Source organism: Paenibacillus sp. CF095 (assembly GCF_900101225.1).
Taxonomy (GTDB): Bacteria; Bacillota; Bacilli; order Paenibacillales; family Paenibacillaceae; genus Paenibacillus.
Window position 1 is genome coordinate 3,679,422 of sequence record NZ_FMZN01000001.1, and the last position, 23,526, is coordinate 3,702,947.

Consider the following 23,526-nt stretch of genomic DNA (forward strand, 5'->3'; position numbering starts at 1 on the left):
TGTCATTAAATTATGTACTTGGTTATGATATCATCGGTGATAAGGAAAAAATGAACATTTATTGCTGTAAGTACAATTAGAAGTAGGGAGATTGATATGCAACACGATTTGCTAGGCACATTGGATAAGCTGTTCGATTACATAGAAGACCATATCCAAGACAAGTTAACGCTGGATCATCTGGCATCTGTGACTCATATATCGAAGTTCCACCTGCATCGCATGTTCAAACATGTAAGCGGACAATTGCCTGGAGAATACATTCGCTCACGCAAATTGGCACGCAGCCTGGAGCAATTGGTGAACCTGAATTGGAAAGTCATCGATATCAGCGGACATTACGGGTTCGAACATGAACAATCCTACATACGTGCTTTCAAACATGCCTTCGGCATTACACCCCTGCAGTATCGCAAACAGGGAGCTGGAGACCTTGAATTCACAGCCCGCATGACTTCGTCCATGATCACGATGCTTCCATATGGATATATTTTCAAACCAACTTATGTACGAAAACCGGCTATGAAACTCATTGGGCAACGATCCCACATTCGGTATGCAGACAATGAAGAGCACTATGAAGCCAATTCAGCAGGCAACGACTTTTTTGAAAAACACTTTCATTCGATTCCTAATGTGTTGCAGCCTAACGTGTATATTGGATTTACCAATGAAATTAACGAGGATTACAGTACATATCAGCCGTCTGTAGAAGTGACCTCTCTGGATCATATCCCTGAAGACCTGAATGGAATTGAGGTCCCGGCCAACCAGTATGCCGTATTCAAATTCGTCTGTGATTTCCATCCAAGTCTGATCAACATTGATCATCTGGACAGTGTCTGGACATTTATCGATGAATATTGGCAGAGCCATTCGGGGTACGAGAAGAGTGATCCATACTATTTTGAAAGAATTGATGGCAGTCTGGCTCAGGACCACTACGGAGAGATGGACATATATATTCCTGCAAAGCAAATTTCACTGTAGGTGGAGGTTAGATGCTTATGGACTCAAATACTCAAGCTAATTCAAGTTCATCTCATACCGATTCTCGCAAACCTTGGATACGCAGACACCCGTTTTTCACCGCATTTACATTATTGATTCTTGTACTGTTTGTTGCCATATTCCTAAATTTCTGGCTCCGTCCATACTTCTCTACATTTGACCGTTCCGAGCTGGGGGAATTGAGTTATTCCATGCCTTCACGGAATGGTGACTATACTGCCGAGATTTACGGCGTACCTTACGGTGGTGCGGCAGGCGGCGTTACAATCTGGGTCGATGTAAAAAAGACAAATGCCTCTGAGGACGCCGCGGTAAAAACGATCTATCGTGCCGAGCACCACGGAAATAACCATCTCGAATGGGAAAGTGAAAACACACTCCGGATTGAAAACTGGAATGAGTACACGGATGAGACCATTACCCTCAATATCGATGACGAAATATATGATGGATGGGGCTGGGCGTGCAAAAGCTTACGAACGAAGGACCAGTCTGTGCGATGCCTGTCACCTGAAAAATAAAAAAAATTAGCAGCTAATATGATGGCTCTGAACACTCAAGGTCTCATCTTAATGCGTAATCCTCACTGCACCGCATGTCAGAAGTTCCAACGTTCTGTATGCCTTGTGAAAATTACGCCAAATGCCAATCTTCATTAGATCATGACAGGAGATACACGCGGCACGAGAAGCCTAAAAAGCCCCACTCACCGACTCTTTCGGTTAAGCGGGGCTGATCTTGTTCTACTTTTTATCGTTTACTACTTATACTTTATTCGTCTGATATGCTCGTTCACTAACAACTTCGTAGCTATCGGACTAAACAAATGGCAGCATTATAATTTATCTATCATATCTATGATATCTCTTAATCTGCTTCTGCTTTCTGCTTCTGCTTCTGCTTCTGCTTCTGCTTCTGCTTCTGCTTCTGCTTCTGCTTCTGCTTCTGCTTCTGCTTCTGCTTCTGCTTCTGCTTCTGCTTCTGCTTCTGCTTCTGCTTCTGCTCGCAATTGTGCCTTAAACTCTATTTCCACTCAACCCTTATTTTCACTGATCCGTCTTATCGCATCCTACAGCAACGATTAGTTTTTGTTGTCCTTTCACTTCTATTTCAATCTATTTTCTCTATCTCTACTCCCGCTTCAAACTCCTTTGTCCTCATCTGTCCCAGCTCGTCTCCTACTTACGAGGTGACACTTCACCACGTTCTTCCCGCTCCTTCATCTCTTTGCGCACTACCACTTCGAGCTTCTGGCGATTGGCAAGCAGACCAGGATCGTTCGGCAAGTACTCACGGGCTTTGGTATTATGCATCAATGCGTGCTCCCAGTTGCCTAGATGAGCATAACAAAGGGATAAACGGGCATGTGGCAGCCAAGTGCGGCAGGCCTCTGGTACTGGGCGCAGTCCAGGATCGCGGCTGCTCACGTCCACCGCCTGCATATACCAGTAGATTGCCGAGACTGGTTCCTGCCGCTCATGAAAACAGGCCGCAATGGCACAGCAGAAGTCGGCATGTGGCAGATCATACTGGAACGACTGTAGCAATGCGCCGAGCTTACGGCCCGGCTTGCCAAGTCGTTCATAACATTCCGCTAGCCGCGCGCAGGCAATCAAGCGATCCTCGCGGTAACCACTTGGCTGCTCCAGCAGCTTTGCGTACCCGCGTGCCGCCGCCGCATAACGCTGGCGGTCATAACATTCGCCTGCATAATAAAATAGCAGGCGACCTTGGGCTACGCCCTCTTCGGCGATCCATTTGCGCAGAATGCGCACGTTCCGCGCCGAATGATGTCCCGCTTCGCGGCGGTGCGTGACGGCAATGTCTGCCGTAATGACTTCGCCTCGCGGGAAGCTGAGCTGCTCGTGCAGCCGGCCATGCCAGCGGCACCCGGCATCCCGCTTGACCAGGCGAAGGCGTCGGTCCGTCACAAGCGGACTTCCCTCCGCCCCCTCGGCCAGCGTGTAGTTTAAGATCACAGCTTCCGTCTCCCCCTCAGACGGAAGCTGCTGCTTCAACACCTCCAGCTTCGCCCGTTCCGCGGGCAGCAACACATCATCTGCATCCAGCCACAGGATATATTCCTGCGTGGCCTTGGCGAATGACTCATTCCGCGCTGCGGCAAAGTCTTCCTTCCATTCATACGTGTAGACCTGGTCGGTATACTGCGCAGCGATGTCCATCGTGCGATCCGATGAACCGGTATCCACAATGACGATCTCGTCCGCGATGCCGGCAACCGAGTCCAGACAGCGCGCCAGCGTGCGTTCCTCGTTCTTCACAATCATGCACAGACTGATGGTGATCACGTTTTGAGCCCCTTCCTGTCGTACGCGTATTGCGAAATGTCATAACGATTTGCTTGCGTTGGTTAAATACTTCGAACAAAGTACTATCGTAAGTTGAACTAAAAGATTTTTACACTGGACACTCCGATGACAGAACAACCTTCCGATCGTGTTATCCCCATTTTTTTGATCCTTCTATAAAGGGTAAATCCGTGGATAAAGGCCAAGCATATGCTTCCGATGCAGCTTTCATTCAGAACGCTTTTAGCTCAGCTTCTTAATTCTTTCGGGCTTCTCCGTTTCGTGTAAATGTTTATTCCAATTTATTTGGTATTTAGTATTGGTCACGGAATTCATTTCATTTCCACCTTGGCTAACGAACTGAGGTGACGCTATATGGTGTATTTCAGCCACTTGGAAAATGTAACGAATCTGAGACCCGCTATTCTCGCATTATAGGCATCCATTCGTCGTTTATTGCAGCTTTCAGATGAAATAACGTCGCTGAGATTCGTTACATTTCCTATCTCTGCAAAATCATCTAAATAAGGCGTGTGAGATTCGTTAGAACATAGGATAGCTCTGTCGTCATACTAAACAACACCGCTACCCTTCCCCACTCTCCTGACGACGAAGCCGTTTCACCTGCTCCACCGCACTGTCCAATGCCTTCTTGCGCTGCTTCATTACGCGAAGATGATTTTGTTCCACTTCGGCAAAATGGACATGATCCAGCTCCATCCACTTCATCAGTTGATCCAAAGTCGGCGACATATGCAGCTGTGTACTCCGCCGTTTGCGGGCCACGCAACATAGATATTTATGATGAATTTCGAGTTTCAAGACTTCAAAATACGGCATCAGGGTCATCGCCAGACTTCCCGCATAGAAGGTCTGCTTGTGGTCATAGAACGGGTGATACCCATACGGCACGGTTACCACCAGCGTCCCATCTTCTTGCAACAGCCGATGAATCTGGATCAACAACGTCTCCGGATGAGCAAAATGTTCCAGCACTTCTCCAAGCAGCACAGTATCAAAGGTAGCCCTTACTTTCCATTGCGTAATATCCAGCATTCGAAAATCGACATTGTTCCGAACTGGCCTAGACTCTTTCGCAAGCTCAGCTTGCGCATACCGGACACTTTCTTCTTCCAGATCGATCCCTGTTACACGAAACCCTTCACGTGCCAGCAGAATGGACGTAATCCCCTGACTGCACCCGACATCCAGGATGCGTTTGCCTGTTGCCTCACGGCACATCCAGTGGATACGCGTTCTCGTCGCTTCATGAGAATCTTCCGAATTAATCTCGCCGTAATAGCGTTCGCTTACACGATCATGATTTGCCATGGGCATCTCCCTGATCCTCGTCGGGATCGATCGCAGCTTCACGGCGAGTTACGGCGCCCTCGACTGCCACCTTGAATTCCTCTTTTTGCCCGGACCCTTCTACTCGTTCCTGTTGCTCGTAAACTCTCTTCGCCTCATGCCGTACAGGCTGACCCAGCACCACAATATTTCCCCCGTGGCATCCGGCCGTTGCATTGCGTGTATCAAAAATCAGCTTTGCATGATCTGCCATCTCCTGATAATCAAATCCCGAATGATCCGTGGTGATGATCACCAGATCAGCTCCTGTCCACAATTCCGGCACCGCCGGACTAGCGTGAAGCACTGTACCGTCATCCTTGCGGAAGACAGGCACCATTGGATCGGTAAAAACCACATCTGCGCCCGCTGCGCTCAGCAGCCGGAAGACGTCCAGCGCAGGCGATTCGCGCAAGTCATCAATGTCTTTTTTGTAAGCCATACCCGCGAGTACAACACGTGCTCCCCGCACAGATACACCCTTCTGCTCCAGCAGCTCCGTAGCACGTTTCACCACTCTCTCTGGCATTTGCCGATTGGTTGCATCCGCCAGCTGAATGAATTGCAACTCCGATCCCTGACGATTTGCAGCCCAGGACAGATAGATCGGATCGATTGGAATACAGTGTCCGCCGATTCCGGGACCGGGATAGAATGGCATGTAACCAAATGGCTTGGTTGCCGCCGCATTCAGTACTTCCCAGATGTTTACCCCCATCTGTTCACAGGCTGGGGTCAGCTCATTCACAAGGGCAATATTGACACTGCGGAATGTATTTTCGAACAACTTTGCCGTCTCCGCTACCGTTGTTGAACTAACCGGAACAACTTCGTTGAGGAACGAGCCATAGAACTGTTTACCATAATTCAGACAAGCAGGTGTGGAACCGCCAATAATCTTTGGGGTATTTTTCACACCATAATGCACACTGCCCGGATCTACCCGCTCTGGAGAATAACAGACGTAGAACTGTTCTCCAGCTCGCCAGCCGTTTACCGCTTCAATCGGTTGTTTCACGCGTTCCTCCGTTGTGCCCGGATAGGTCGTGCTTTCCAATATAACCAGGCTGCCTTCCTGCAAATACGGAGTCATGCCATCCACCGCCGCCGAGATATACGAGATATCCGGTTGATGCTCAGCGGTCAGTGGGGTAGGCACACAGATTACAATGACATTTGCCTGTGCCACCGCTGCATAATCAGCACTTGCCTTGAATAACCCAGCCTGCATAAGCGACTGCACAACATTATCTTCTATGCCTATGACATACGAATGCCCGGCACGCAGCTTAGCTACCTTCGAAGTATCGATGTCAATCCCGTGGACTTGATAACCAGCCTGTGCCATCTCTACGGCCATGGGTAAACCAACATAACCGAGACCGATGACAACAGCTTTCAGGGAGCGGTCATTAATATGTTGTATGAGGCTACGTTGCTGTAACTCTTCATTTCCTTCGTTCTGCTCAGGCTGATGACTCTCTTCCATTCCTTCCACCTCCAAACGCTCCGCCTCCCTTCGGTGGGCGTGTTGAGAACTCCGAACGAGTTTTCAGACACACCCTAGTCGATATAGCCGCCTGCACGTAAAAACCGGGCAATCGCTGGTTTGTTCATCATGTCACTGTCCGAGCGATACTCGGAGAAGTTCACACGAGGCAGACTGCTGTACTGATCCGTCAGGCTCTTGTCCTTGTGCTCCGGCAGGATCACATAATACTGCGCATCGTATTGGTACGTACGCGGCGCTTCAAAGGGCGAGATCAGCACTTCATGTAGTTTCTCGCCTGGACGTATTCCCGTCACCTTATAATCGCAGGATGGACGGCCTGCCTGTTCCAACATGACGGATGCAAGTTCCGTCATCTTGCAAGCTTTCATTTTCATCACAAAAGTCTCTCCGCCTACAGCCGCCTCAGCCGCTTTAAGCAGTAAATGTATAGCTTCGGTACGCGTCAGGAAAAAACGGGTCATGCCTATATCCGTAATGGTCGGGCTTTTGCCTTCATCGATCTGACGACGGAACAGAGGCACGACACTACCGCTGGTTCCAAGCACATTGCCCCCACGGATGCAGACAAATCGAGTACCTTCACTTAGCCAGTTGGCACGGATCATCATTTTTTCACCCAATGCCTTCGTCATGCCGTATACGTTAATCGGATCTACCGCCTTATCGGTGGACACATCGATGACTTTGGGAACCTGCATACGTATCGCTGCCCGAATAATATTCTGAGTACCGATCACATTGGTCTTGAACGCTTCATCAGGTTGGTCCTCGCACACCGGAACATGCTTCAGCGCAGCCAGATGGAAGAGCACATCCACACCTCTGCATGCATCTTCCACTGCCCGATAATCGCGGATATCCCCAATGATGAATCGCAGACGTGGATCATGGTTGAACTCTCGCTGCATCGCAATCTGGGCGTATTCATTACGTGACAGAAGGCGAATCTCAGCCGGGTCCTGCTCCAGCAGTACCTCAGTCAGCTTTTGACCCCAGGATCCAGTTCCTCCGGTGATCAGAATTGTTTGTCCTTGAATCATGGATGAATCCCTCCCTGATCAGATCATGAATTCGCGAAGTACCTGTGCCATCTCTTCGCGGCTTAATCGGTCTTTGGGTGGTACCTTTTTGACTGACGTATTGCTCGAATGCACGATGTTGACATAGTTACGCGGCGTCAGCAGCTCATGCGGCAGATCAATGACATTGCCATGTGTACCTCTGCCCGGAAGCTTGACCCGGTATCCTGCTGCGTATTCGGCTGTCTGATATAAGTAGACATAGAATTGCGGAGAACGGTGAAACGCCGGGGCCATCTCGTTATTTACACTGTCCCACAGATAACCATTCTGGTTGATCAGTGCCATCGTCTGCGGCTGTGGTTGAATATCGTAGAGTTGTTGAACAAAGGTTTTATGGTATAGATCATCCGAATCCAGACGGGCAATATATAGCTGCTCCGTACCTTTGGCAAACGCCAAAATAGCACGCACACTCTCAATATTGGTTCCAAAACGAATATTCGAAGGAAGCGGCTCCTGATCCGCAAGAATCTCCCGCATTAAGTCCCCCGATTCCTTGGATAGCTTCACCACTGTGAGGAAATCCTGATTCGTCTGTGCCTTCAGGCAATGCAATGTGAACGTGCGGAAGATGCTCATCCGACGCTCCAGCCACTCCCGCGTCAATCGCTGCGGGTCCATTCCGTAATTGTTAAAGTTAATCTCAATCACAACTTTCCTGGACATAACACTCCTCCTCATATACGCTGCATGTTCCGTTTGTCGGATACAGACTGTTTTCATAGTTTTGATGCCGTCTTCCTACGAAGACCATCTTCTATCTATCTGATCGTTTACAAGCCACATCTCACTTGTGAATCCAGCACTCTATATCGTATGAAACGTTGATAGAAGCGGTACCGACAGATGTACTAACTTTCATATAAATAGATTGATATACAACCGAAGATGGCGCCCTTCGGGTCGAACGTACATATCGTTACGGTATTCGCAACATAGAATAGAACAGTTCAATTTTCAAAGGAGGCAACCCATCAAATGAATTCGATCTATCTTGAAATGGAAGATGTGCTTGATCAGCTCGAAGCGGCACTTCTGGAACACCGACCGCTGTCTCTTGTACGAGTCGGTGATGGAGAGAATATCGTCATGTCCCAGGAAACCGTGTGGACCACGGAACAGGTCCTTCAGGAGCGTTGGGCCAAGAAGGCCAACTTAGGTCAAAAGGGACTTCGCCTTCCCAACCCGAAACTCCGGGATGAAGTCGCCTCTTCCTTGCAACGTGCCGATATCGTCGGCATTCTTCCTCGCGGTGACAGCACCATTAATGCTCCCGATTATCTCAAAAGACCCCTGACCGACATGGTATTTGCACACTTTGGCATCTCTCCTCCACTGACTTGTCACGCCTGTGTTAATCGGGAACTGGCGCAGAACCCGCGTTTCTGGCAGATGCTTGCAGGCAAGCGTGTGTTACTCGTTACCCGTGAGATTGAGGCACTGCGTGTCATGCTCGAACGTGAGCCGTATAATCTGAACATTGTGACTGCCCTGCCCTTCGACAGCTATGATCAAATGGATGAAACGCTGCACTGGATTCAGACCAATCAACATACCTTCGATGTTGCTCTCTTCTCCTGCGGCGTCAACGCGGTTGTTCTTGCTGAGCGAACAGCCGCACTCGCAGGTAAAGTCGCCATCGACTTTGGCAAAGCCAACAACATCATTCTGAAAGGCCGTGCCAACTGATTTTCAGGCATCTCCAACCTCGAATCAGTGAGTTGCAGCGAAACTTGCATATGGTTGTACGGCAAAAACCCCCGACTTCTTGAGCCGGGGGTTTCTTGCTGAGCGCTAGTCGAAACCTATCGCTGTATTGTCTTGCGTTTCTGGGGTATGAAGCGAACTCTGCCGTCAACAGAAGTGATGACGAAGCACTCTGCTTGTTATATTTCGCCTTTCACTACTAACCGGTGGCTGCAATACCGTATAACATCTCCGGCCCGGTTCTTACTGCTGTGGACACCCCCGAGATGAACGAAGTATACACACTTTCCAATGCTGGTGGTGCAGACAGATCCTGAGCGGTGAACGAATGGAATTCGGCACCTCCGTTCTGTCCAATCGTACCTTCAGCACGGTAGATGATATAGAAAGGATCATATAAAAAACCCCGCACAAGCTCCACAACAAAGGTATCTCCCAGTTCTCCCGTAACACCTACTGTCCCGTTCAACGTAATAATGGGATTCACCACACCCTGCGTCTGTAGACCAATGGTGCCGAAGGCTGCCGGGGATTCTGACAGTGACAAACCGGGCTGTCCTACGGTTGCCGAGTTCATCGAAGTTCTCATATCGAGAAACACGCCCATGAGTAACACCTCCAATGCTATGGGATACCCTATCCTATGAATCTCACTACTCTTATGATTGGATGTATAGCAGATTGCATGAACCTATTTTTATTTGTCGACTGTTAATGGTATATTGAACTGCATAACGAAAATGAACGGATCGTATGCACACAAGCGGTACAGGCTGTTCAGAAGGAGATTACTATTCATGAATAAACGCAAACGTCCAACAGGCAAGACATCGGCCTCGGCCAAGGGGAAATCTTATGCAGGTTCATCTTCAGCACGGTCCGGCAAGTCCAACTTCTCATCTGCCAAAACATCAGGTGCTTCCGCATCACGCAATACGGAGGAGAATAAGAAGCCAATAGCCGCGAAATCATCGGGTGCACCCAAGAAAGCTGGAGGCAACAAACCCAAAAATGCCAGCGCATCCAAACGACCAGGCAATTCCTACTATCGCAAGCAGGAACCACCACGCCAGTACAAAGTGACCGAACCGGATGAATTGTTGAACTTCCTGTTGCAGCATTTGAAATCAGGACGGAACGCAGTGAAGTCCATTCTGGGTCGTGGACAGGTATCCGTGGATCAGAAGGTCGTAACCAAGTTTAATGAAGCGCTGACGCCAGGTCAGATTGTCTATATTCGAAAAGAAGGTGCAGTCGCTGCTCCGTCCTTGACGGGTATTAACATTTTGCATGAAGACGATGATATCATTGTGATCCGTAAGGAAGCTGGACTGTTGTCCATTGCCGCTGACAAGACGGATGACCTGACGGCATACCGCCAACTGACAGAGCATGTGCGTCGCACCAATCCGCTGAACCGGATCTTTGTTGTCCATCGTCTGGATCGGGATACGTCGGGTGTCATGATGTTTGCCAAAAGTGAAGAGGTACAGCAGAAGCTGCAAAACAACTGGAAGGAAAATGTGCAGGACCGCGTCTACGTTGCCCTTGTTGAAGGTGCAGTAGCCAAAGAAGAAGGTACCATCTCTTCCTGGCTGAAGGAAACCAAAACGCTGAAAATGTACTCCAGCTCTCGTCCGAATGATGGACAACACGCCATTACACATTACAAACGTCTGAAGTCGAACCGTGAGTTCTCCTTGCTGGAAGTGCGTCTGGAGACAGGGCGTAAAAATCAGATTCGTGTGCATATGGAAGATCTCGGACATCCGATTGCCGGTGACAGAAAATATGGTGCACGCACAAGAGACCTTGGCCGTCTCGGACTTCATGCACGCATACTCTCGTTTATTCATCCTACAACGGATGAGTTGATGTCATTTGAAACGGATATTCCGAAGCCATTCCTGTATCCGTTCCGTGCAGATGCTCCACCTGCGAAATAACTGCACCTTGATCATGCCTGAAAGGAGGAACGGACACTGAAAAACCTGTTGATCACCGGTTACCGGGCACATGAATTGCAAATTTTTGGACAGAAGCATGAAGGTATTCCTTATATCAAAAAAGCCATCTCCTCCCGCCTCACTCCCCTTGTCGAGGACGGTCTGGAATGGGTGCTGACGCCGGGACAATACGGTGTGGACCTGTGGGCCTGCGAAGTAGTGATTGATCTAAAGAAGACGTATCCGCATCTGAAGCTGTCGATCATTACTGCCTTTCAAAACCCGGAAGAGCAATGGAAAGAAGACAAGCAGGAGTATTACCGTTCCATCCTCTCTGGTGTGGACTATTACGGTGCGATTAGCAATCAACCTTATATCGGGCCGTGGCAGTTCACTGCACGGGATGACCTGTTGCTGCGTAAAAGCGACGGTCTTCTGCTCGTCTATGACGAAGATGCCGGAGAAGGCAGTCCCCGTTTTGTGAAGGAAAAAGCCGTGAAGAAACAGCAGAACGAGGATTATACAATCATCAGTGTCACTTCAGAGGATATTCAATCTGTAGCTGAGGATGAGCGCATGAACGATGTTATAGACTTTGACGATTCTTCATTCTGAAAAAATGTAGATCATCTGAAGTCCATTCATACATAGCTTTCATCAGAAGGGAATCGTATTTTGAATGACGTACATATGTTTTTTTTCGAGGCAGGTTGGGTATAAGTAGTATTATAACTGCGATGATATGTCGTATGGGATAAGGGGAACTGCAACCATGACAATTACGCCAGAGCAGCGCATTCAACTGCATGGATTTAACAACCTGACCAAGTCATTGAGCTTTAATATGTACGATATTTGTTATACCAAAACCAAAGACGAACGCGAAGCTTACATTGAATATATTGATGAACAGTATAACGCCGCCCGGCTGAGTAAAATTCTAAACAACGTCTCCGATATCATCGGAGCCCACGTTCTTAATGTTGCGCAGCAGGATTACGTGCCTCAAGGTGCGAGTGTTACGATGCTTGTCTCCGAAGGTCCAATCGTGGAGATCCCCGAAGAATCACTTGATGAATCTCCCGGCCCTCTGCCCGATAACGTTGTCATGCAGCTGGATAAAAGCCATATCACTGTGCACACCTACCCTGAATTTCATCCTAGTGAAGGTATCAGTACCTTCCGTGCGGACATTGATGTCTCCACCTGCGGTGAGATCTCACCGCTTAAGGCGCTGAATTATCTGATCCACTCATTTGATACGGACATTATGACGATGGATTACCGGGTGCGTGGTTTTACGCGGGATACAAGCGGACGCAAGCTGTTCATTGACCATGAGATCGGCTCAATTCAGAATTATATTCCGGACGAGATCAAGAGCAGCTTTGACATGATTGACGTGAACGTCTATCAGGAGAATATTTTTCACACCAAGTGTAAACTGAGGGAATTTGATCTCGACAATTATCTGTTTGGGTACACCAAGGATAAGCTCAGCAAGAAGGAACAACAGGAGATTACGGAGTGGCTGAAGCTGGAGATGGACGAGATCTATTACGGCAAAAATATTAATCGTCCCTCTTAAAGAGGTTGTTCAACGCTGATCCATAAGGGCAAGGTCTAAGACAAGACTTCATGAAGGCAGGGTTCTTCTTTTCGGGGGACCTCCGGCATGTGCTTGTCTTTTTCTTTGTTTTGTTGACAGTGTGCAACTTTATTTCTTATTATAGAAGTAACTGTACAATCTACAGTGAAGGAGACTGAGCCCGTGATCGAAACGAATACAACAAGACGTAACGAATCACTGTTACAAGCACTGACTGCACAGCACAATGCCATTACCAATAACATTGCCAATGCAGACACACCCAACTACAAAAAGAAAACGGTAGAGTTTCAGGAAGAGCTTAGACGTATCGTTGAAAATGGCAAAACCGATCAGCTCGCCATGAAGCGGACTCATACCAAACACTTCCCTGTCAGTGATCCCAATTCTTCCATCGTACAGTACCGAATTGTCGAGAACAACGAAACAACGATGAACAATAACAACAATAACGTTGACATTGACAAGGAAATGGCGGACCTTTCAGAGAACCAGCTCATGTATAACTACATGGTTGATCGGGTCAGTGGACATTACAAAAAAATGAAGAATTTATTGAATGATCTGAAATAATGAATGTACAAGCAGCCCGAAATGGCTGCTTTTTTTATGATCTTTTTCCCTGAGTGCAGCTCGTTTGGTGCCATTTTTCGGTATCCTCTCCTGTTCGTAGTATAATGGGAAGAAACGAATGATTTCATATCGTATAAAAGAGGTGCAACATGTCTCCACGTCATTTAAATGGTTTTCAAGGTTCCAAAGTCAGATTAGCGGCCCCATGCCCTGAAGATTGCATGCGTCTCTCCCGCTTCACAGACGATTATGAATATTTGCGCAACATGGATACCGATATCGCGATCCCGTTAACGCCGGATGAGACAGGGTCCTCCTCCGTCCGCCGCGATAACGGATTTGAATTTGCATTACGTACACTGGAGGGTAACCGATTCATTGGATTCACAGCCCTATACCGAATTGAATGGAACAATCGGTCTGCTCGTTTGGCCATTGGTATCGGCGAAGAAAATGATCGGGGTAAAGGTTACGGCAGTGATGCCCTTGCTCTAATTCTTCGATATGGATTCCACGAATTGAACCTGAACCGGATTGCGCTGGAAGTCATCGAATACAATGAAGCCGCGAGACGTGCGTACCTAAAAGCCGGATTCCGGGAAGAGGGTCGCCAGCGTTCTGCAGTTTTGCGGGATGGCATGCATTATGACCTGATCTCGATGAGTATCCTTGCGGAAGAATGGTCGGCACAGTCTGGGCTTCCTTTATCATTCCGGTCTAATCGTACTCCTGAATCCGGGGATATGGTAGCGGGTGGTTTTTCACAACGTAATGGGAACGAACAAGCTGCGCTGTCCCTGTCGGAATTAAGTTCTGTTCCAAAAGGTGAATCTGAAATTTCACCTCGCATCGGCGTAGGTGCGGTCATCCTGAATGAACGGGGCGAAGTGCTTCTCGCCTGGCGGAATCGTCAGCCCGAACAGCACACCTGGAGTATTCCCGGTGGGAAAGTAGATCCCTATGAATCACTGGAAACTGCCGTCATCCGTGAAATCAAGGAGGAAGTGAATCTGGATATCACCATTGACAGTCTGCTCTGTACGGCGGAGACGATCCAGCCACAACAGAGGGAACATTGGATATCCGTGCTCTATTCCACCAAGGTGATTGGCGGCCATGCTCGTAATCTGGAAGAAGGCGGAGCCATTGGTGAGATCGGCTGGTTCCCACTCCATGATCTGCCCTCTCCACTCGCCTGCTTTGCCGTGCCTGGACTGGAAGCTGTGAAGAAGCTGTATAACCAGAATTAAGCTTGGAGGTGCTTGCAAGTGTTGGAGATTCCTCTTCCTCAACTCGTCCCCTTCATTCTGCATGAATCGAGTTCCCAATTCGATTGGAAAGGCAGCGGCTCGCTATCACTGAAAACATTCCGTAACGGAAAAACGCTCTATGAAGCGGGGCGCGGTCACTTCGCAGTCAATAATGAGAACTATCTGCTTCTGAATGAGGGCCAGGAATATAGTCTTCACATTGATTCATCTACTCCAGTTGAATCCTTCTGTATCTTCTTCCCTCCTGGTTATGTGGAAGAGATCGGCCGGAATCTAATTACCAGTGATCTTCAGCTACTTGATGAGCCGTATAGTTATTCATCCTCAAACAAGATGGAGTGGGTAGAACGTACATACGCGATGGATAATCGGCTTGGCGCAGCCCTGAATCATTTGCGTAATTTCTACAGTCAAGACACGCTGGATTCCTGGGCAATAGCGGAGCAGCTTCATCATCTTGCTGTTCACATGCTGGATCTACACCGTAACGTTCAGCAAGAGATCAACGAATTGGATATGATCAGACGTTCAACCAGAGAAGAATTGTATCGAAGAGTGTATATCGGGCATGAGTATATCTCCGCCTACTATGATCAGCCGTTAACGGTAGAACAGACAGCATCGGCTGCACAACTATCCGTGAATCATTTTCTACGCAGTTATAAAAAGTTGTTTGGTACTTCACCCCATCGTTATCTGACTGAATGCAGGCTATTGGCTGCAAAGCGGCTTATGCTAGATTCGGACAGGTCGGTCACCAATATTTGTTATGATGTGGGCTTCGAAAGCCTCGGTTCGTTCAGTTCATTATTCACTAGACGCTTCCATAGCTCTCCTTCCCAGCTGCGGGCAAAAGGTGATTATGAAGAAGAACCTCTGAAGAGGAACATCTATAATTACATTATCTCATCAGATGGAGGTATTCCTTTATGAATCATGCAGAACAGATTAATCAACTATTTCAGGCTGCACAGGCTGGAGATGTGGCCAACCTGCAATTATTGCTCGCTTCTCACCCGGAACTCACCAATACTGAAAATCAGGATGGGTTAACTCCGCTGGGGTATGCCTCTCATTATGGACAAGCTGGAGTAGTTCGTCTTCTTCTGGATTATGGAGCCGATGTTAACGCCCTTTCTCATTCTAAGATTTCCTTTATTCCGTCCAATACTGCACTGCATGCCGCGCTTGCCGGAGAACGCTCGCCAGAAGTTATCCGCCTTTTGCTCGAACATGGGGCATCAACGAGTATTCTGGACAGCGATGGACAAAATGTGCTGCACTCCGCAGCATTTCATACGGATCAGATTGAACTTATCGAGATGTTACTTCAGCATGGAGCTGATCCAAACGCGCTGAACTCAGCGGGCCAGACCGCACTGGAGATTTCACTTGAACGTGGCAACACGTCTACAGCTTCATGTCTGCGAGCAGCCTTGGCAGCACAGTAGCAACAATGATTAGATAACGTGAGCAATACCGTGAATAACCGTCAGGACTCTTTTTGGAGTACAAAGAGAAGGCCTGACGGTTATTTGTTGTCCTCTACGTTCTCGTATACATAGGTAGTTCAACTTCTATAGAAATCGCAATACATCATATTTTTTTAGAAAATAAGAACCGTTTGGAGCCTTACGCGGTCTAATACTCAACATATCCATGAAAGGAGGAGCCATGTGACCCCTACTCAGCTCACCATCGCCGCACAAAAAGGGGATGCCGAGGCTTTTGCAGCCTTAATGGAATTACATCAGAGCCAACTGTACCGTATCGCCTATGCCTACCTGCATGACGAAGGTGATGCGCTCGAAGCGATTCAGGAATCAACGTTCAGGGCATTCCATAAACTCAAAAAATTAAAAGAGCCCTCCTACTTTGGCACTTGGCTCATCCGCATTCTGCTCAACTACTGTGCGGACGAACGCAAACGCAAAAGTCGGTTCAGTCCCGTCACCGAGATTCATGAATCCAGCAGTTGGGATCATCCTGCGGACCCCGATCTTGCTGCAGCCGTCTCCACCCTTGACCGGGATTGCAAACAGATTATTATCCTGAGTTATTTCGAAGGTTTCTCCTTAACTGAAGTTGCCGATATTCTCGAAATCCCGACCGGAACTGTAAAATCCCGATTACATCGGGCACTCGGACAGCTCCGTGATCAACTTGAAACGAAAGGAGATGCACCCTCATGACGGATGAACAAAAATCATTTGACGCATTGGAAGAACGGCTGAATGCTCGCAAGACGGAATACGAAACCATGCCTGTACCGGATGCTGCCTATCAGGCTGTTCAGTCCGGAATCCGCCAAGCTGCCCGCAAACGCAAGTCCCGGATGCGCTGGTATATGAGTTCCATCTCGGCAGCTGCCCTCATCCTGCTATTTACCGGATGTATCCGTGTCTCTCCCGCTTTTGCGTCCTTCGTGGAGCAATTGCCCGGCATGGAAGGCATTGTGAGTATGATTCGCCAGGACAAAGGATTAATGATGGCCATCGATAAGTCCCTCTTACAGCAGGTCGGTGTCACCGACGAGCATGATGGTGCTTCCTTGACCGTTGAAGGCATTATTACAGACGAGTCACGTATGGTCATTTTTTACACAATGAAAGGCATGAAAGATCCGGAGAAGGGTGGATATGATATCGATTTGTTGGATGAGAACGGTAAAGATCTTCCGGTTGGATTTAGTTATTCCTCTCCTAAGCCGGCTTCAGAAAGTGGCGTTTACGAGGACAAAATCGATGTCTCATTCACAGAATCTTTACCGCCACAAGAGCTGACCGTTGTATTTAAGGAACGAGGTAAGGAACCGAATAATAAGTGGAAAGTCACCTTCCCCGTGGATCACAACTTAACAAAAGGCATGAAAAAAATCATTCCCGTAAACCAAACTATGAACGTGGACGGACAGCGTATCCATGTGAAACAGGCCGTTCTGTATCCCACTCGTCTTGTACTTGATATCGAATATGATCGGAACAACACCAAAAAAATCTTCGGCATTCGTGATCTGCACTTGGTAGATGAGCAAGGCCGAGCATGGAGAACCGATTCATCTTCCATCGGAGGCTCTGGAAGTTCCGTCTTTTTCGAAAGCATGTACTTCTCCACTCCGAAAAAATTGACTTTGCAAGGGTCTGGCCTTTCAGCAGTGGATCAGGATGAACTGGTTATCAGCTTCGATCCCTCTTCAGGTGAAATACAAGGCGGTCCATCGAGTTTGAAATTGCTGCAAAGCACGGTCCAAGGCAAAAATCTGATCCTCGAGTTTTCAATTGCAGATGCTCAAAATGCTACTTCAGGGCTATCATTTACCAATATTGAGGACAGCAAAGGAAACCCTTTCGACATTAATGAAGTAAGCTGGAGCCCTTCCGTCTCTGAAGCAAGAGTTGTCATTAAAAATGGAGCCGCAGCCAAAGGAAATCTGACAATGGAAATATTCTCTTACCCTGATCAAATTCGTGCACCGTTCTCTATTGAAATTCCTGTGACTCCCTAAAGAAAATGTAACAGCCATAATTGCAAGCCAAACGACGTTGTCATGCACTATAATGATAATATTAAACAGCTACATTAAATCGATATGCTTATAGGAAAGGGTGTTTCCACAATGAATAATCGCTCTATCCGTTATCCGCAACCACTCGCGCAAGGGGACATGATCGGTGTGGCAGCCCCCTCCAGCGGTGTAGGCGAATCCCTGTACCATTATCTTGAGGAAAGCAAACGCAATATGGAGCGCCTTGGTTTTGGCGTGCTGGAAAGCCCATCGCTCCGCCACAACACCAAATGTGTGAGTGCCTCCAAAGAGGAACGCGCCGAAGAGATGAATGAGTTTTTCCGCAATCCAGATATTCAAGCCATTATCCCTCCATGGGGAGGGGAATTTCTGATGGATATCCTCCCTCTGCTGGATTGGGAAGCTTTGAAATCGTTACCGCCCAAATGGGTCATGGGATACTCGGATATCAGTACCTTCCTGTTCGCATACACCTTGATCACCGGAACAGCATCTGCACATGGCACCAATTATATTGATCTAAGATCAAACGCCATTGATCCCGTGACTGCGCGCTGGATTGATGTGTTACAGACCAAAGATGGCGGACAGATCACACAATCGTCTTCCACACATTATCAATCGGCATGGAAACCGGAATCTCCTGGTTTTAACCTGGATACACCTTCGCGCTGGAAACAGCTAGACCACTCGGAAGATGCAGATACCGCTGTGGCGTTCTCCGGTCGGCTGATCGGTGGCTGTATGGATACGATCACTAGTCTGATTGGTACGCCATACGCACCCGTCCAATCGTATCTGGATCAGTACTGTGCAGACGAAGGAACGATCTGGTATCTGGAGAGCTGTGAGATGAATGCGGGGGATATCTACCGTCATCTGTGGCAGATGAGACAGGCCGGCTGGTTTGCAGGTGTGAAAGGCTTCATGTTCGGCCGACCTGCGGGTTATTCCGATACAGCCGATTTCAATTTTACTGATGCCCTATCCTCTGCACTTGGGGATCTGGATGTCCCTGTACTGTACGATGTGGATCTCGGCCATGTTCCGCCCCAGCTCACCTTTGTGAATGGAGCATTGGGCAAAGTCGCTTATGAAAATGGACGCGGGAGCCTTGAGATGGCGTTTGTGTAATCACCTTTTATAGGCAGATGCATACCTTGAAGTAAGAACTTATTTTGAGGAAGGGTTGTGCATCATGTCTGAATCCACATCCACGCCATCCACGCGTGTCGTGTATCAAGCCAATCGACCGATGCTTCAATCCGTGCAAAGTGTGCGGAATATGCTTCATCATACAGCTCGGCAGCATATAGGCAAGAAGGTACAAGTCCAGAATATCGATGGGCAAGTGTGGGAAGGTGTCATCATCAGTGCAGACCGGGGGATTTTGTATCTCCAGGTTACCCCGATGCATGGATATCCTGAACCGCGCGCCTTATTTGGACCAACAATTTTGCCGCTTGTGCTGTATGAATTGTTGGTTATCACACTGTTGATGTAGGGCATTGTACTGCTATATCCGAACCTGTTCCAAGAAGCTTCGCTCCTGAGATCTTCAAAGTCTTGGGAACGAAGCTTTTTTATGGTCTCGGCGATGGTGCGGTATGATTCCTTGCGAGCGTGTGAAATATGATACAATGGTGTCGCACCACCCCATATCTCATATGAAACGGAGCTTGATCCGGTTGGAATACATACGTCATGATTCATCACCCGTATCACAAGCCGAGACGGGTATGATTGGCAGCAACCCTACTGAACAATCCCGCGTGATTGCAATCTGTCTGCTCGCAGGCAAAATCATGCTGCAAAGCGGTGGTGAAACCTACCGTGTGGAAGATACGATGAAACGTATGGCGGCTGCGCTGGGTTTACCCCATTCACACAGTTACGTTGTTCCGACAGGCATCTTTTTCTCTGTTGATGCAACAGAACCTGCCAAGCTGATTCGTATCTCCGAGCGTACGACGGATTTGGACAAGGTGTCCGAGGTGAATGCGGTCTCCCGCCGCATCGGACAAGGTGATCTATCCGCTCAGGAAGCCCATGATCTGTTGGTACAGATCGAAGGCAAGCCCTCCTCCTATTCAACGGCTGTGCAGCTTACGGCCGCGGCGTTATCCAGTGGTTGTTTTACCATTATGTTTGGCGGAGGTTGGAGCGACTTTCTTCCGGCGCTGATCTGTGGGGGCATAGGTTATGCAGCCGTTATTGCCTTTCACCGGTTGGTGCGGGTTAAATTCTTTGCCGAGCTTACGGCATCCTTTGTTATTGGCTTACTTGCTTTTCTCCTGATCTATATGGGAGTGGGTCATGAACGGGACAAAATAATTATTGGTTCGGTTATGCCGCTGGTTCCGGGGCTGCTGATTACCAATGCTGTACGCGACCTGATGGCCGGACATCTCGTATCCGGATTATCCAAGGGAGCCGAGGCATTTCTGACTGCTTTTGCCATAGGTACCGGCATTGCAGTTGTATTTTCACTTTTTATGTAAGACGGAGGAATGCAGGATATGCTCCATTTTATTGAACAAGCCTTAACCAGTTTTGTCGCTTCAGCCGCGTTTGGGATCATCTTCAATGCACCAAGGCGCATGCTGCTCCACGGTGGATTTGTCGGCATGATTGGCTGGATTATCTATATCGTGCTTGAATATGCAGCGGATGCGGTTCCTGCTACACTTGCAGCGACCATAGCCGTAGGTGTCATCAGCCAGGTATTCTCTCGCATGTTTCGCGCACCCGTCATCATCTTTAGCGTCGCAGGCATCATCCCTCTCGTTCCTGGTGGACTGGCGTATAATGCGATGCGAAGTTTTGTGCAAAATGACTACAGTGCCGCTATGGAGATGGCCGCCAAGGCACTCATGTTATCCGGCGCCATTGCCGTAGGCCTGGTGTTATCCGAGGTATTAAACCAGATGATACGCCGAATTCCCGCCTCACTTCGGGCAAAATCATCATCGAAATGATCGTAGTTCTCAATATATTCAACACGTGGAAGGCCCGTTAGGCATACAGGATGAAATCTTGTATACTAACGGGCCTTCCTTATCGCTTTTCATAGAGCATTATAGAGCAGCAGATCAATCAATATTCTGTTTATTTCACAAACGTATTCTTCACACGTACCGACTTCAGGAAATATGGAATGAAGATACAGCACGTCAGAATGGATCGTACAATCAACTGAAAAGCCGGAGTTGCATCAAGCACATGCTGTTCTCTTGGGATTTCATTGCGCGCAATCAGAATCCACGTCACGATGCTTATGATCACATTCATCAGGTACATCACCATCATCATACGTGGAAACTGTCTCTTCCGTTTATATAAAAGAATGAGATTCACGATAACGATCATCAATAGAATGGTACTGCTTATGAAACCAAACCACAGGAGTGGACGGATCATCTCTCTGTAAATCTGAGGATCGACACCACGGCCTGCTTCCCATCTGGCAGGGTCCATGATAACATTCACCTGCGATACATCCGAGATGAGAAACACCAGCGCAAGCCAAAGACTGATCTGGATTAAAATAAGCCATCCGCCCAATCCGGAGATACCAGGCCGTTCCGGTCTGATACCGGTTTTGGGTTGCAGCGAGTTCATATCCGTATCTGTATCCGAGTTACTGTATTTATAGTTCATTTCATCCTCCTTTTACGATAGATAAGATACATATTATATATTAGAAGCTATATGCTGTGTTATCCAAAAGAAGGAAAGAACCTTCTGGACTCCGTTCTCTCTCTCTTGCATTCTATTGGGTAGCACGTCTCATCACTGTTGCGAACAACTCCGCTGCAACACCACTTCCTGACCTCATATAATGTTCTGTATCTGTATGATCAAATCCCATCCAAACCGCCGCAGTCCAGTTACTCGTATAGCCCACAAACCACAGATCCCGATTGCCCTCTCTTCCCACACCAGGTAATGCAGCCTGTGTTGTTCCCGTTTTCCCTGCTACCTTGTGCTGACCGAGTTGTGCACGGCTTCCCGTCCCCTGACTGACTACATTTTGCAGCATTCTGGTCATGGCATTCGCCGTACTGTAGGAGATTACCTGCTTATTTTCCAACTTATGAGCAAATATTGTCCGTCCTTGCGAATCTGTAATCTCGCGTATCAGATGGGCTGTATTCAACTTGCCATTATTCGCAAACACCGTGTAGGCCTGAGCCATCTTCATTGGAGACACCCCCTGATACACACCGCCCAGAGCAACCGAGAGATTCATATCCTCTTTCCCCAGTTCAATACCAAGTCTTGCCGCAAATTGATGTGCATAGTTCAGTCCTGTCTCATGAAGCAACCATACGGCTGGGGCATTGATGGACTTTTGCAGGGCTTGGGACATGGCAATTGAACCACTGTAACGCCCACCGAGATTGGAAGGTTGATAGCTGCCATATTGCATGCGTTTATCCGGTAGTATGCTCTCTGGCTTGAACTTCCCCGACTCCAACGCAGGGCCATATGCAATAATCGGTTTAAAAGAAGAGCCTGGCTGCCTTGCATCCATAATCGCCCGGTTGATGCCCCCTTTTAAGGGATTACGTCCACCCATCATCGCTTTCACTTCACCGTTGTGCTGGTCGATAATAACCATACTTGCCTGGACCAGCTCGTCTTGGTGATCATCGGGGAATCGGGTAGTATCTGCAAATGTTTCTTCCATCGCCAGTTGTGCCTGCTGGTCTAGCCCGGTTTGAATAACCCAGCCTGCCGCTTGAATCTCTACTTCACTCTTGCCTGTGAGCCGAGAAGCCTCCTGAATCACAGCATCCACCGCAGACACATACGAGGGTTCGCTCAAGCCCGGTGTAGCTGTTACGCTCAACACAGTATCAGGCGGCGTGTAATCGACGTCACGGGCTTGGAGCATCTGCTTTCGTGTAATTAGTCCCTGTTCATGCATTAGTCTAAGGATAACGGCACGTCTTTGTTTGGAAAGTTCAGGATGATCTACTGGATTGTATATGGATGGACCTTTAGGCATTCCCGCCAATGTAGCAATCTGCCATAGTTCTAACTGATGCATATCCTTAATTCCAAAATACCGCCTGGCTGCCGCTTTTACACCATACTGCTGGCGTCCCATGTAGATCTGATTCAGATACATTTCCAGAATTTCATCCTTGCTGTACTTCTTCTCCAGGGCCATCGCAATCGATATCTCATTCACCTTTCGACTCAACGTTTTATCCCCATTCAAATACAGATTTCTTGCCAGTTGCTGTGTAATGGAGCTTCCTCCCTGACTCAAATTCATATGTATAATGTCTTGCACAATGGCCCTGCCGAGTCCGATGAAATCCAGTCCATCATGGTTGTAGAAACGTCGATCTTCTGTAGCCAAAAAAGCCATCTTTAATAAATCCGGCATGGCGTTCAGATCAGCATATTCGGAATACCCTTTGGTCTGCGTATGCAACCTCGAAATTTCGGTCCCCTCTGCATTCGTAATAATGGTTGAGGAGGCCACCTGCATGGCCTCAGGACGATTGCGAAGCAATCCTTCGCCATAAGTAATCAGATAGAGATAGAAAAAGGCCAAGATCAAAACGACAACCACTGCTCCATCAAATACGTGATACATCCATCGCTTGCCCCT

25 protein-coding genes and 1 pseudogene are annotated in these 23,526 nt (G+C 48.1%); 17 read left to right on the plus strand and 9 right to left on the minus strand.

Annotated elements, in window-relative coordinates; genetic code table 11:
• The first annotated feature begins 96 nt into the window (after positions 1–96).
• Positions 97–990, plus strand: coding sequence for an AraC family transcriptional regulator (locus BLS69_RS16255; RefSeq protein ID WP_091033399.1), 894 nt, complete (start codon positions 97–99; stop codon positions 988–990).
• A 17-nt stretch (positions 991–1,007) separates the two neighbouring features.
• Positions 1,008–1,532, plus strand: a complete 525-nt coding sequence (locus BLS69_RS16260; protein WP_091033402.1) for a DUF5412 family protein — start codon at positions 1,008–1,010, stop codon at positions 1,530–1,532.
• A 314-nt stretch (positions 1,533–1,846) separates the two neighbouring features.
• Here BLS69_RS16260 and BLS69_RS32170 read toward each other — a convergent pair whose 3' ends face one another.
• The 6 genes from BLS69_RS32170 to BLS69_RS16290 all read right to left on the minus strand — a co-directional run bounded on the left by BLS69_RS32170 (position 1,847) and on the right by BLS69_RS16290 (position 7,931).
• Positions 1,847–2,044, minus strand: a complete 198-nt coding sequence (locus tag BLS69_RS32170; RefSeq protein ID WP_091033405.1) for a hypothetical protein — start codon at positions 2,042–2,044, stop codon at positions 1,847–1,849.
• A 145-nt stretch (positions 2,045–2,189) separates the two neighbouring features.
• Complete coding sequence (locus BLS69_RS16270) at positions 2,190–3,320, minus strand: glycosyltransferase family 2 protein (protein ID WP_091033408.1); 1,131 nt, start codon at positions 3,318–3,320, stop codon at positions 2,190–2,192.
• A gap of 585 nt (positions 3,321–3,905) precedes the next feature.
• Complete coding sequence (locus tag BLS69_RS16275) at positions 3,906–4,652, minus strand: class I SAM-dependent methyltransferase (RefSeq protein WP_091033411.1); 747 nt, start codon at positions 4,650–4,652, stop codon at positions 3,906–3,908.
• Positions 4,639–6,168 (minus strand): nucleotide sugar dehydrogenase, encoded by a 1,530-nt coding sequence (locus BLS69_RS16280; RefSeq protein ID WP_256332352.1) that lies wholly within the window; start codon positions 6,166–6,168, stop codon positions 4,639–4,641. The genes BLS69_RS16275 and BLS69_RS16280 overlap by 14 nt, the downstream gene beginning before the upstream one ends.
• A gap of 65 nt (positions 6,169–6,233) precedes the next feature.
• A complete protein-coding gene (locus BLS69_RS16285; protein ID WP_091033414.1) occupies positions 6,234–7,223 on the minus strand; it encodes an SDR family NAD(P)-dependent oxidoreductase in 990 nt (329 codons plus the stop codon).
• An 18-nt stretch (positions 7,224–7,241) separates the two neighbouring features.
• On the minus strand, positions 7,242–7,931 hold the full coding sequence (locus tag BLS69_RS16290) for a glycosyltransferase (RefSeq protein ID WP_091033417.1): 690 nt from the start codon (positions 7,929–7,931) through the stop codon (positions 7,242–7,244).
• 312 nt (positions 7,932–8,243) lie between these two features.
• Between BLS69_RS16290 and BLS69_RS16295 the strand changes: the two genes are divergently transcribed.
• Entirely contained in the window at positions 8,244–8,954 is a 711-nt protein-coding gene (locus BLS69_RS16295) for a GT-D fold domain-containing glycosyltransferase (protein WP_091033419.1), read from the plus strand.
• 217 nt (positions 8,955–9,171) lie between these two features.
• Here the strand turns inward: BLS69_RS16295 and BLS69_RS16300 are convergent, their stop codons facing one another.
• Complete coding sequence (locus BLS69_RS16300) at positions 9,172–9,579, minus strand: hypothetical protein (protein WP_091033422.1); 408 nt, start codon at positions 9,577–9,579, stop codon at positions 9,172–9,174.
• 190 nt (positions 9,580–9,769) lie between these two features.
• On the opposite strand from BLS69_RS16300, the gene BLS69_RS16305 reads away from it, so the two are divergent.
• The 14 genes and pseudogenes from BLS69_RS16305 (at position 9,770) to BLS69_RS16370 (ending at position 20,875) form a co-directional block, all read left to right on the plus strand.
• Complete coding sequence (locus tag BLS69_RS16305; protein ID WP_091033426.1) at positions 9,770–10,918, plus strand: RluA family pseudouridine synthase; 1,149 nt, start codon at positions 9,770–9,772, stop codon at positions 10,916–10,918.
• 36 nt (positions 10,919–10,954) lie between these two features.
• Positions 10,955–11,533: an SLOG family protein gene (locus tag BLS69_RS16310; protein WP_091033429.1), complete on the plus strand. Its 579-nt coding sequence runs from the start codon at positions 10,955–10,957 to the stop codon at positions 11,531–11,533.
• A gap of 157 nt (positions 11,534–11,690) precedes the next feature.
• The gene (gene speD, locus BLS69_RS16315; protein WP_036610662.1) at positions 11,691–12,506 is read left to right on the plus strand and encodes an adenosylmethionine decarboxylase; all 816 of its coding nucleotides are present in this window, start codon (positions 11,691–11,693) and stop codon (positions 12,504–12,506) included.
• A gap of 183 nt (positions 12,507–12,689) precedes the next feature.
• A complete protein-coding gene (gene flgB / locus BLS69_RS16320; RefSeq protein WP_091033431.1) occupies positions 12,690–13,100 on the plus strand; it encodes a flagellar basal body rod protein FlgB in 411 nt (136 codons plus the stop codon).
• A 149-nt stretch (positions 13,101–13,249) separates the two neighbouring features.
• Positions 13,250–13,738, plus strand: a pseudogene (locus tag BLS69_RS16325) (GNAT family N-acetyltransferase); the annotation flags it as partial.
• Positions 13,739–13,948: 210 nt separating this feature from the next.
• Entirely contained in the window at positions 13,949–14,350 is a 402-nt protein-coding gene (locus tag BLS69_RS16330) for an NUDIX domain-containing protein (protein WP_256332353.1), read from the plus strand.
• Positions 14,351–14,368: 18 nt separating this feature from the next.
• Complete coding sequence (locus BLS69_RS16335; protein WP_091033434.1) at positions 14,369–15,304, plus strand: helix-turn-helix domain-containing protein; 936 nt, start codon at positions 14,369–14,371, stop codon at positions 15,302–15,304.
• On the plus strand, positions 15,301–15,822 hold the full coding sequence (locus tag BLS69_RS16340) for an ankyrin repeat domain-containing protein (RefSeq protein WP_091033437.1): 522 nt from the start codon (positions 15,301–15,303) through the stop codon (positions 15,820–15,822). Before BLS69_RS16335 ends, BLS69_RS16340 begins: the two co-directional genes overlap by 4 nt.
• A 225-nt stretch (positions 15,823–16,047) precedes the next feature.
• Positions 16,048–16,563, plus strand: a complete 516-nt coding sequence (locus BLS69_RS16345) for an RNA polymerase sigma factor (protein ID WP_091033440.1) — start codon at positions 16,048–16,050, stop codon at positions 16,561–16,563.
• Positions 16,560–17,876, plus strand: a complete 1,317-nt coding sequence (locus tag BLS69_RS16350) for a DUF4179 domain-containing protein (RefSeq protein WP_091033442.1) — start codon at positions 16,560–16,562, stop codon at positions 17,874–17,876. The genes BLS69_RS16345 and BLS69_RS16350 overlap by 4 nt, the downstream gene beginning before the upstream one ends.
• A gap of 111 nt (positions 17,877–17,987) precedes the next feature.
• Positions 17,988–19,031 (plus strand): S66 family peptidase, encoded by a 1,044-nt coding sequence (locus BLS69_RS16355; protein ID WP_091033445.1) that lies wholly within the window; start codon positions 17,988–17,990, stop codon positions 19,029–19,031.
• Positions 19,032–19,095: 64 nt separating this feature from the next.
• Positions 19,096–19,401 carry a hypothetical protein gene (locus BLS69_RS16360; protein WP_091033448.1) on the plus strand — a complete coding sequence of 102 codons (306 nt, stop codon included), beginning with the start codon at positions 19,096–19,098 and terminating at the stop codon, positions 19,399–19,401.
• Positions 19,402–19,636: 235 nt separating this feature from the next.
• Positions 19,637–20,398: a threonine/serine exporter family protein gene (locus BLS69_RS16365; RefSeq protein WP_091035078.1), complete on the plus strand. Its 762-nt coding sequence runs from the start codon at positions 19,637–19,639 to the stop codon at positions 20,396–20,398.
• Between the two features lie 18 nt (positions 20,399–20,416).
• Positions 20,417–20,875, plus strand: coding sequence for a threonine/serine exporter family protein (locus BLS69_RS16370; RefSeq protein ID WP_036610676.1), 459 nt, complete (start codon positions 20,417–20,419; stop codon positions 20,873–20,875).
• 130 nt (positions 20,876–21,005) lie between these two features.
• Here the strand turns inward: BLS69_RS16370 and BLS69_RS16375 are convergent, their stop codons facing one another.
• Together BLS69_RS16375 and BLS69_RS16380 are read right to left on the minus strand one after the other, a co-directional pair.
• Positions 21,006–21,557 (minus strand): DUF2569 domain-containing protein, encoded by a 552-nt coding sequence (locus BLS69_RS16375; protein WP_091033454.1) that lies wholly within the window; start codon positions 21,555–21,557, stop codon positions 21,006–21,008.
• 112 nt (positions 21,558–21,669) lie between these two features.
• Positions 21,670–23,511 carry a transglycosylase domain-containing protein gene (locus tag BLS69_RS16380; RefSeq protein ID WP_256332316.1) on the minus strand — a complete coding sequence of 614 codons (1,842 nt, stop codon included), beginning with the start codon at positions 23,509–23,511 and terminating at the stop codon, positions 21,670–21,672.
• Between the last annotated feature and the right edge of the window lie 15 nt (positions 23,512–23,526).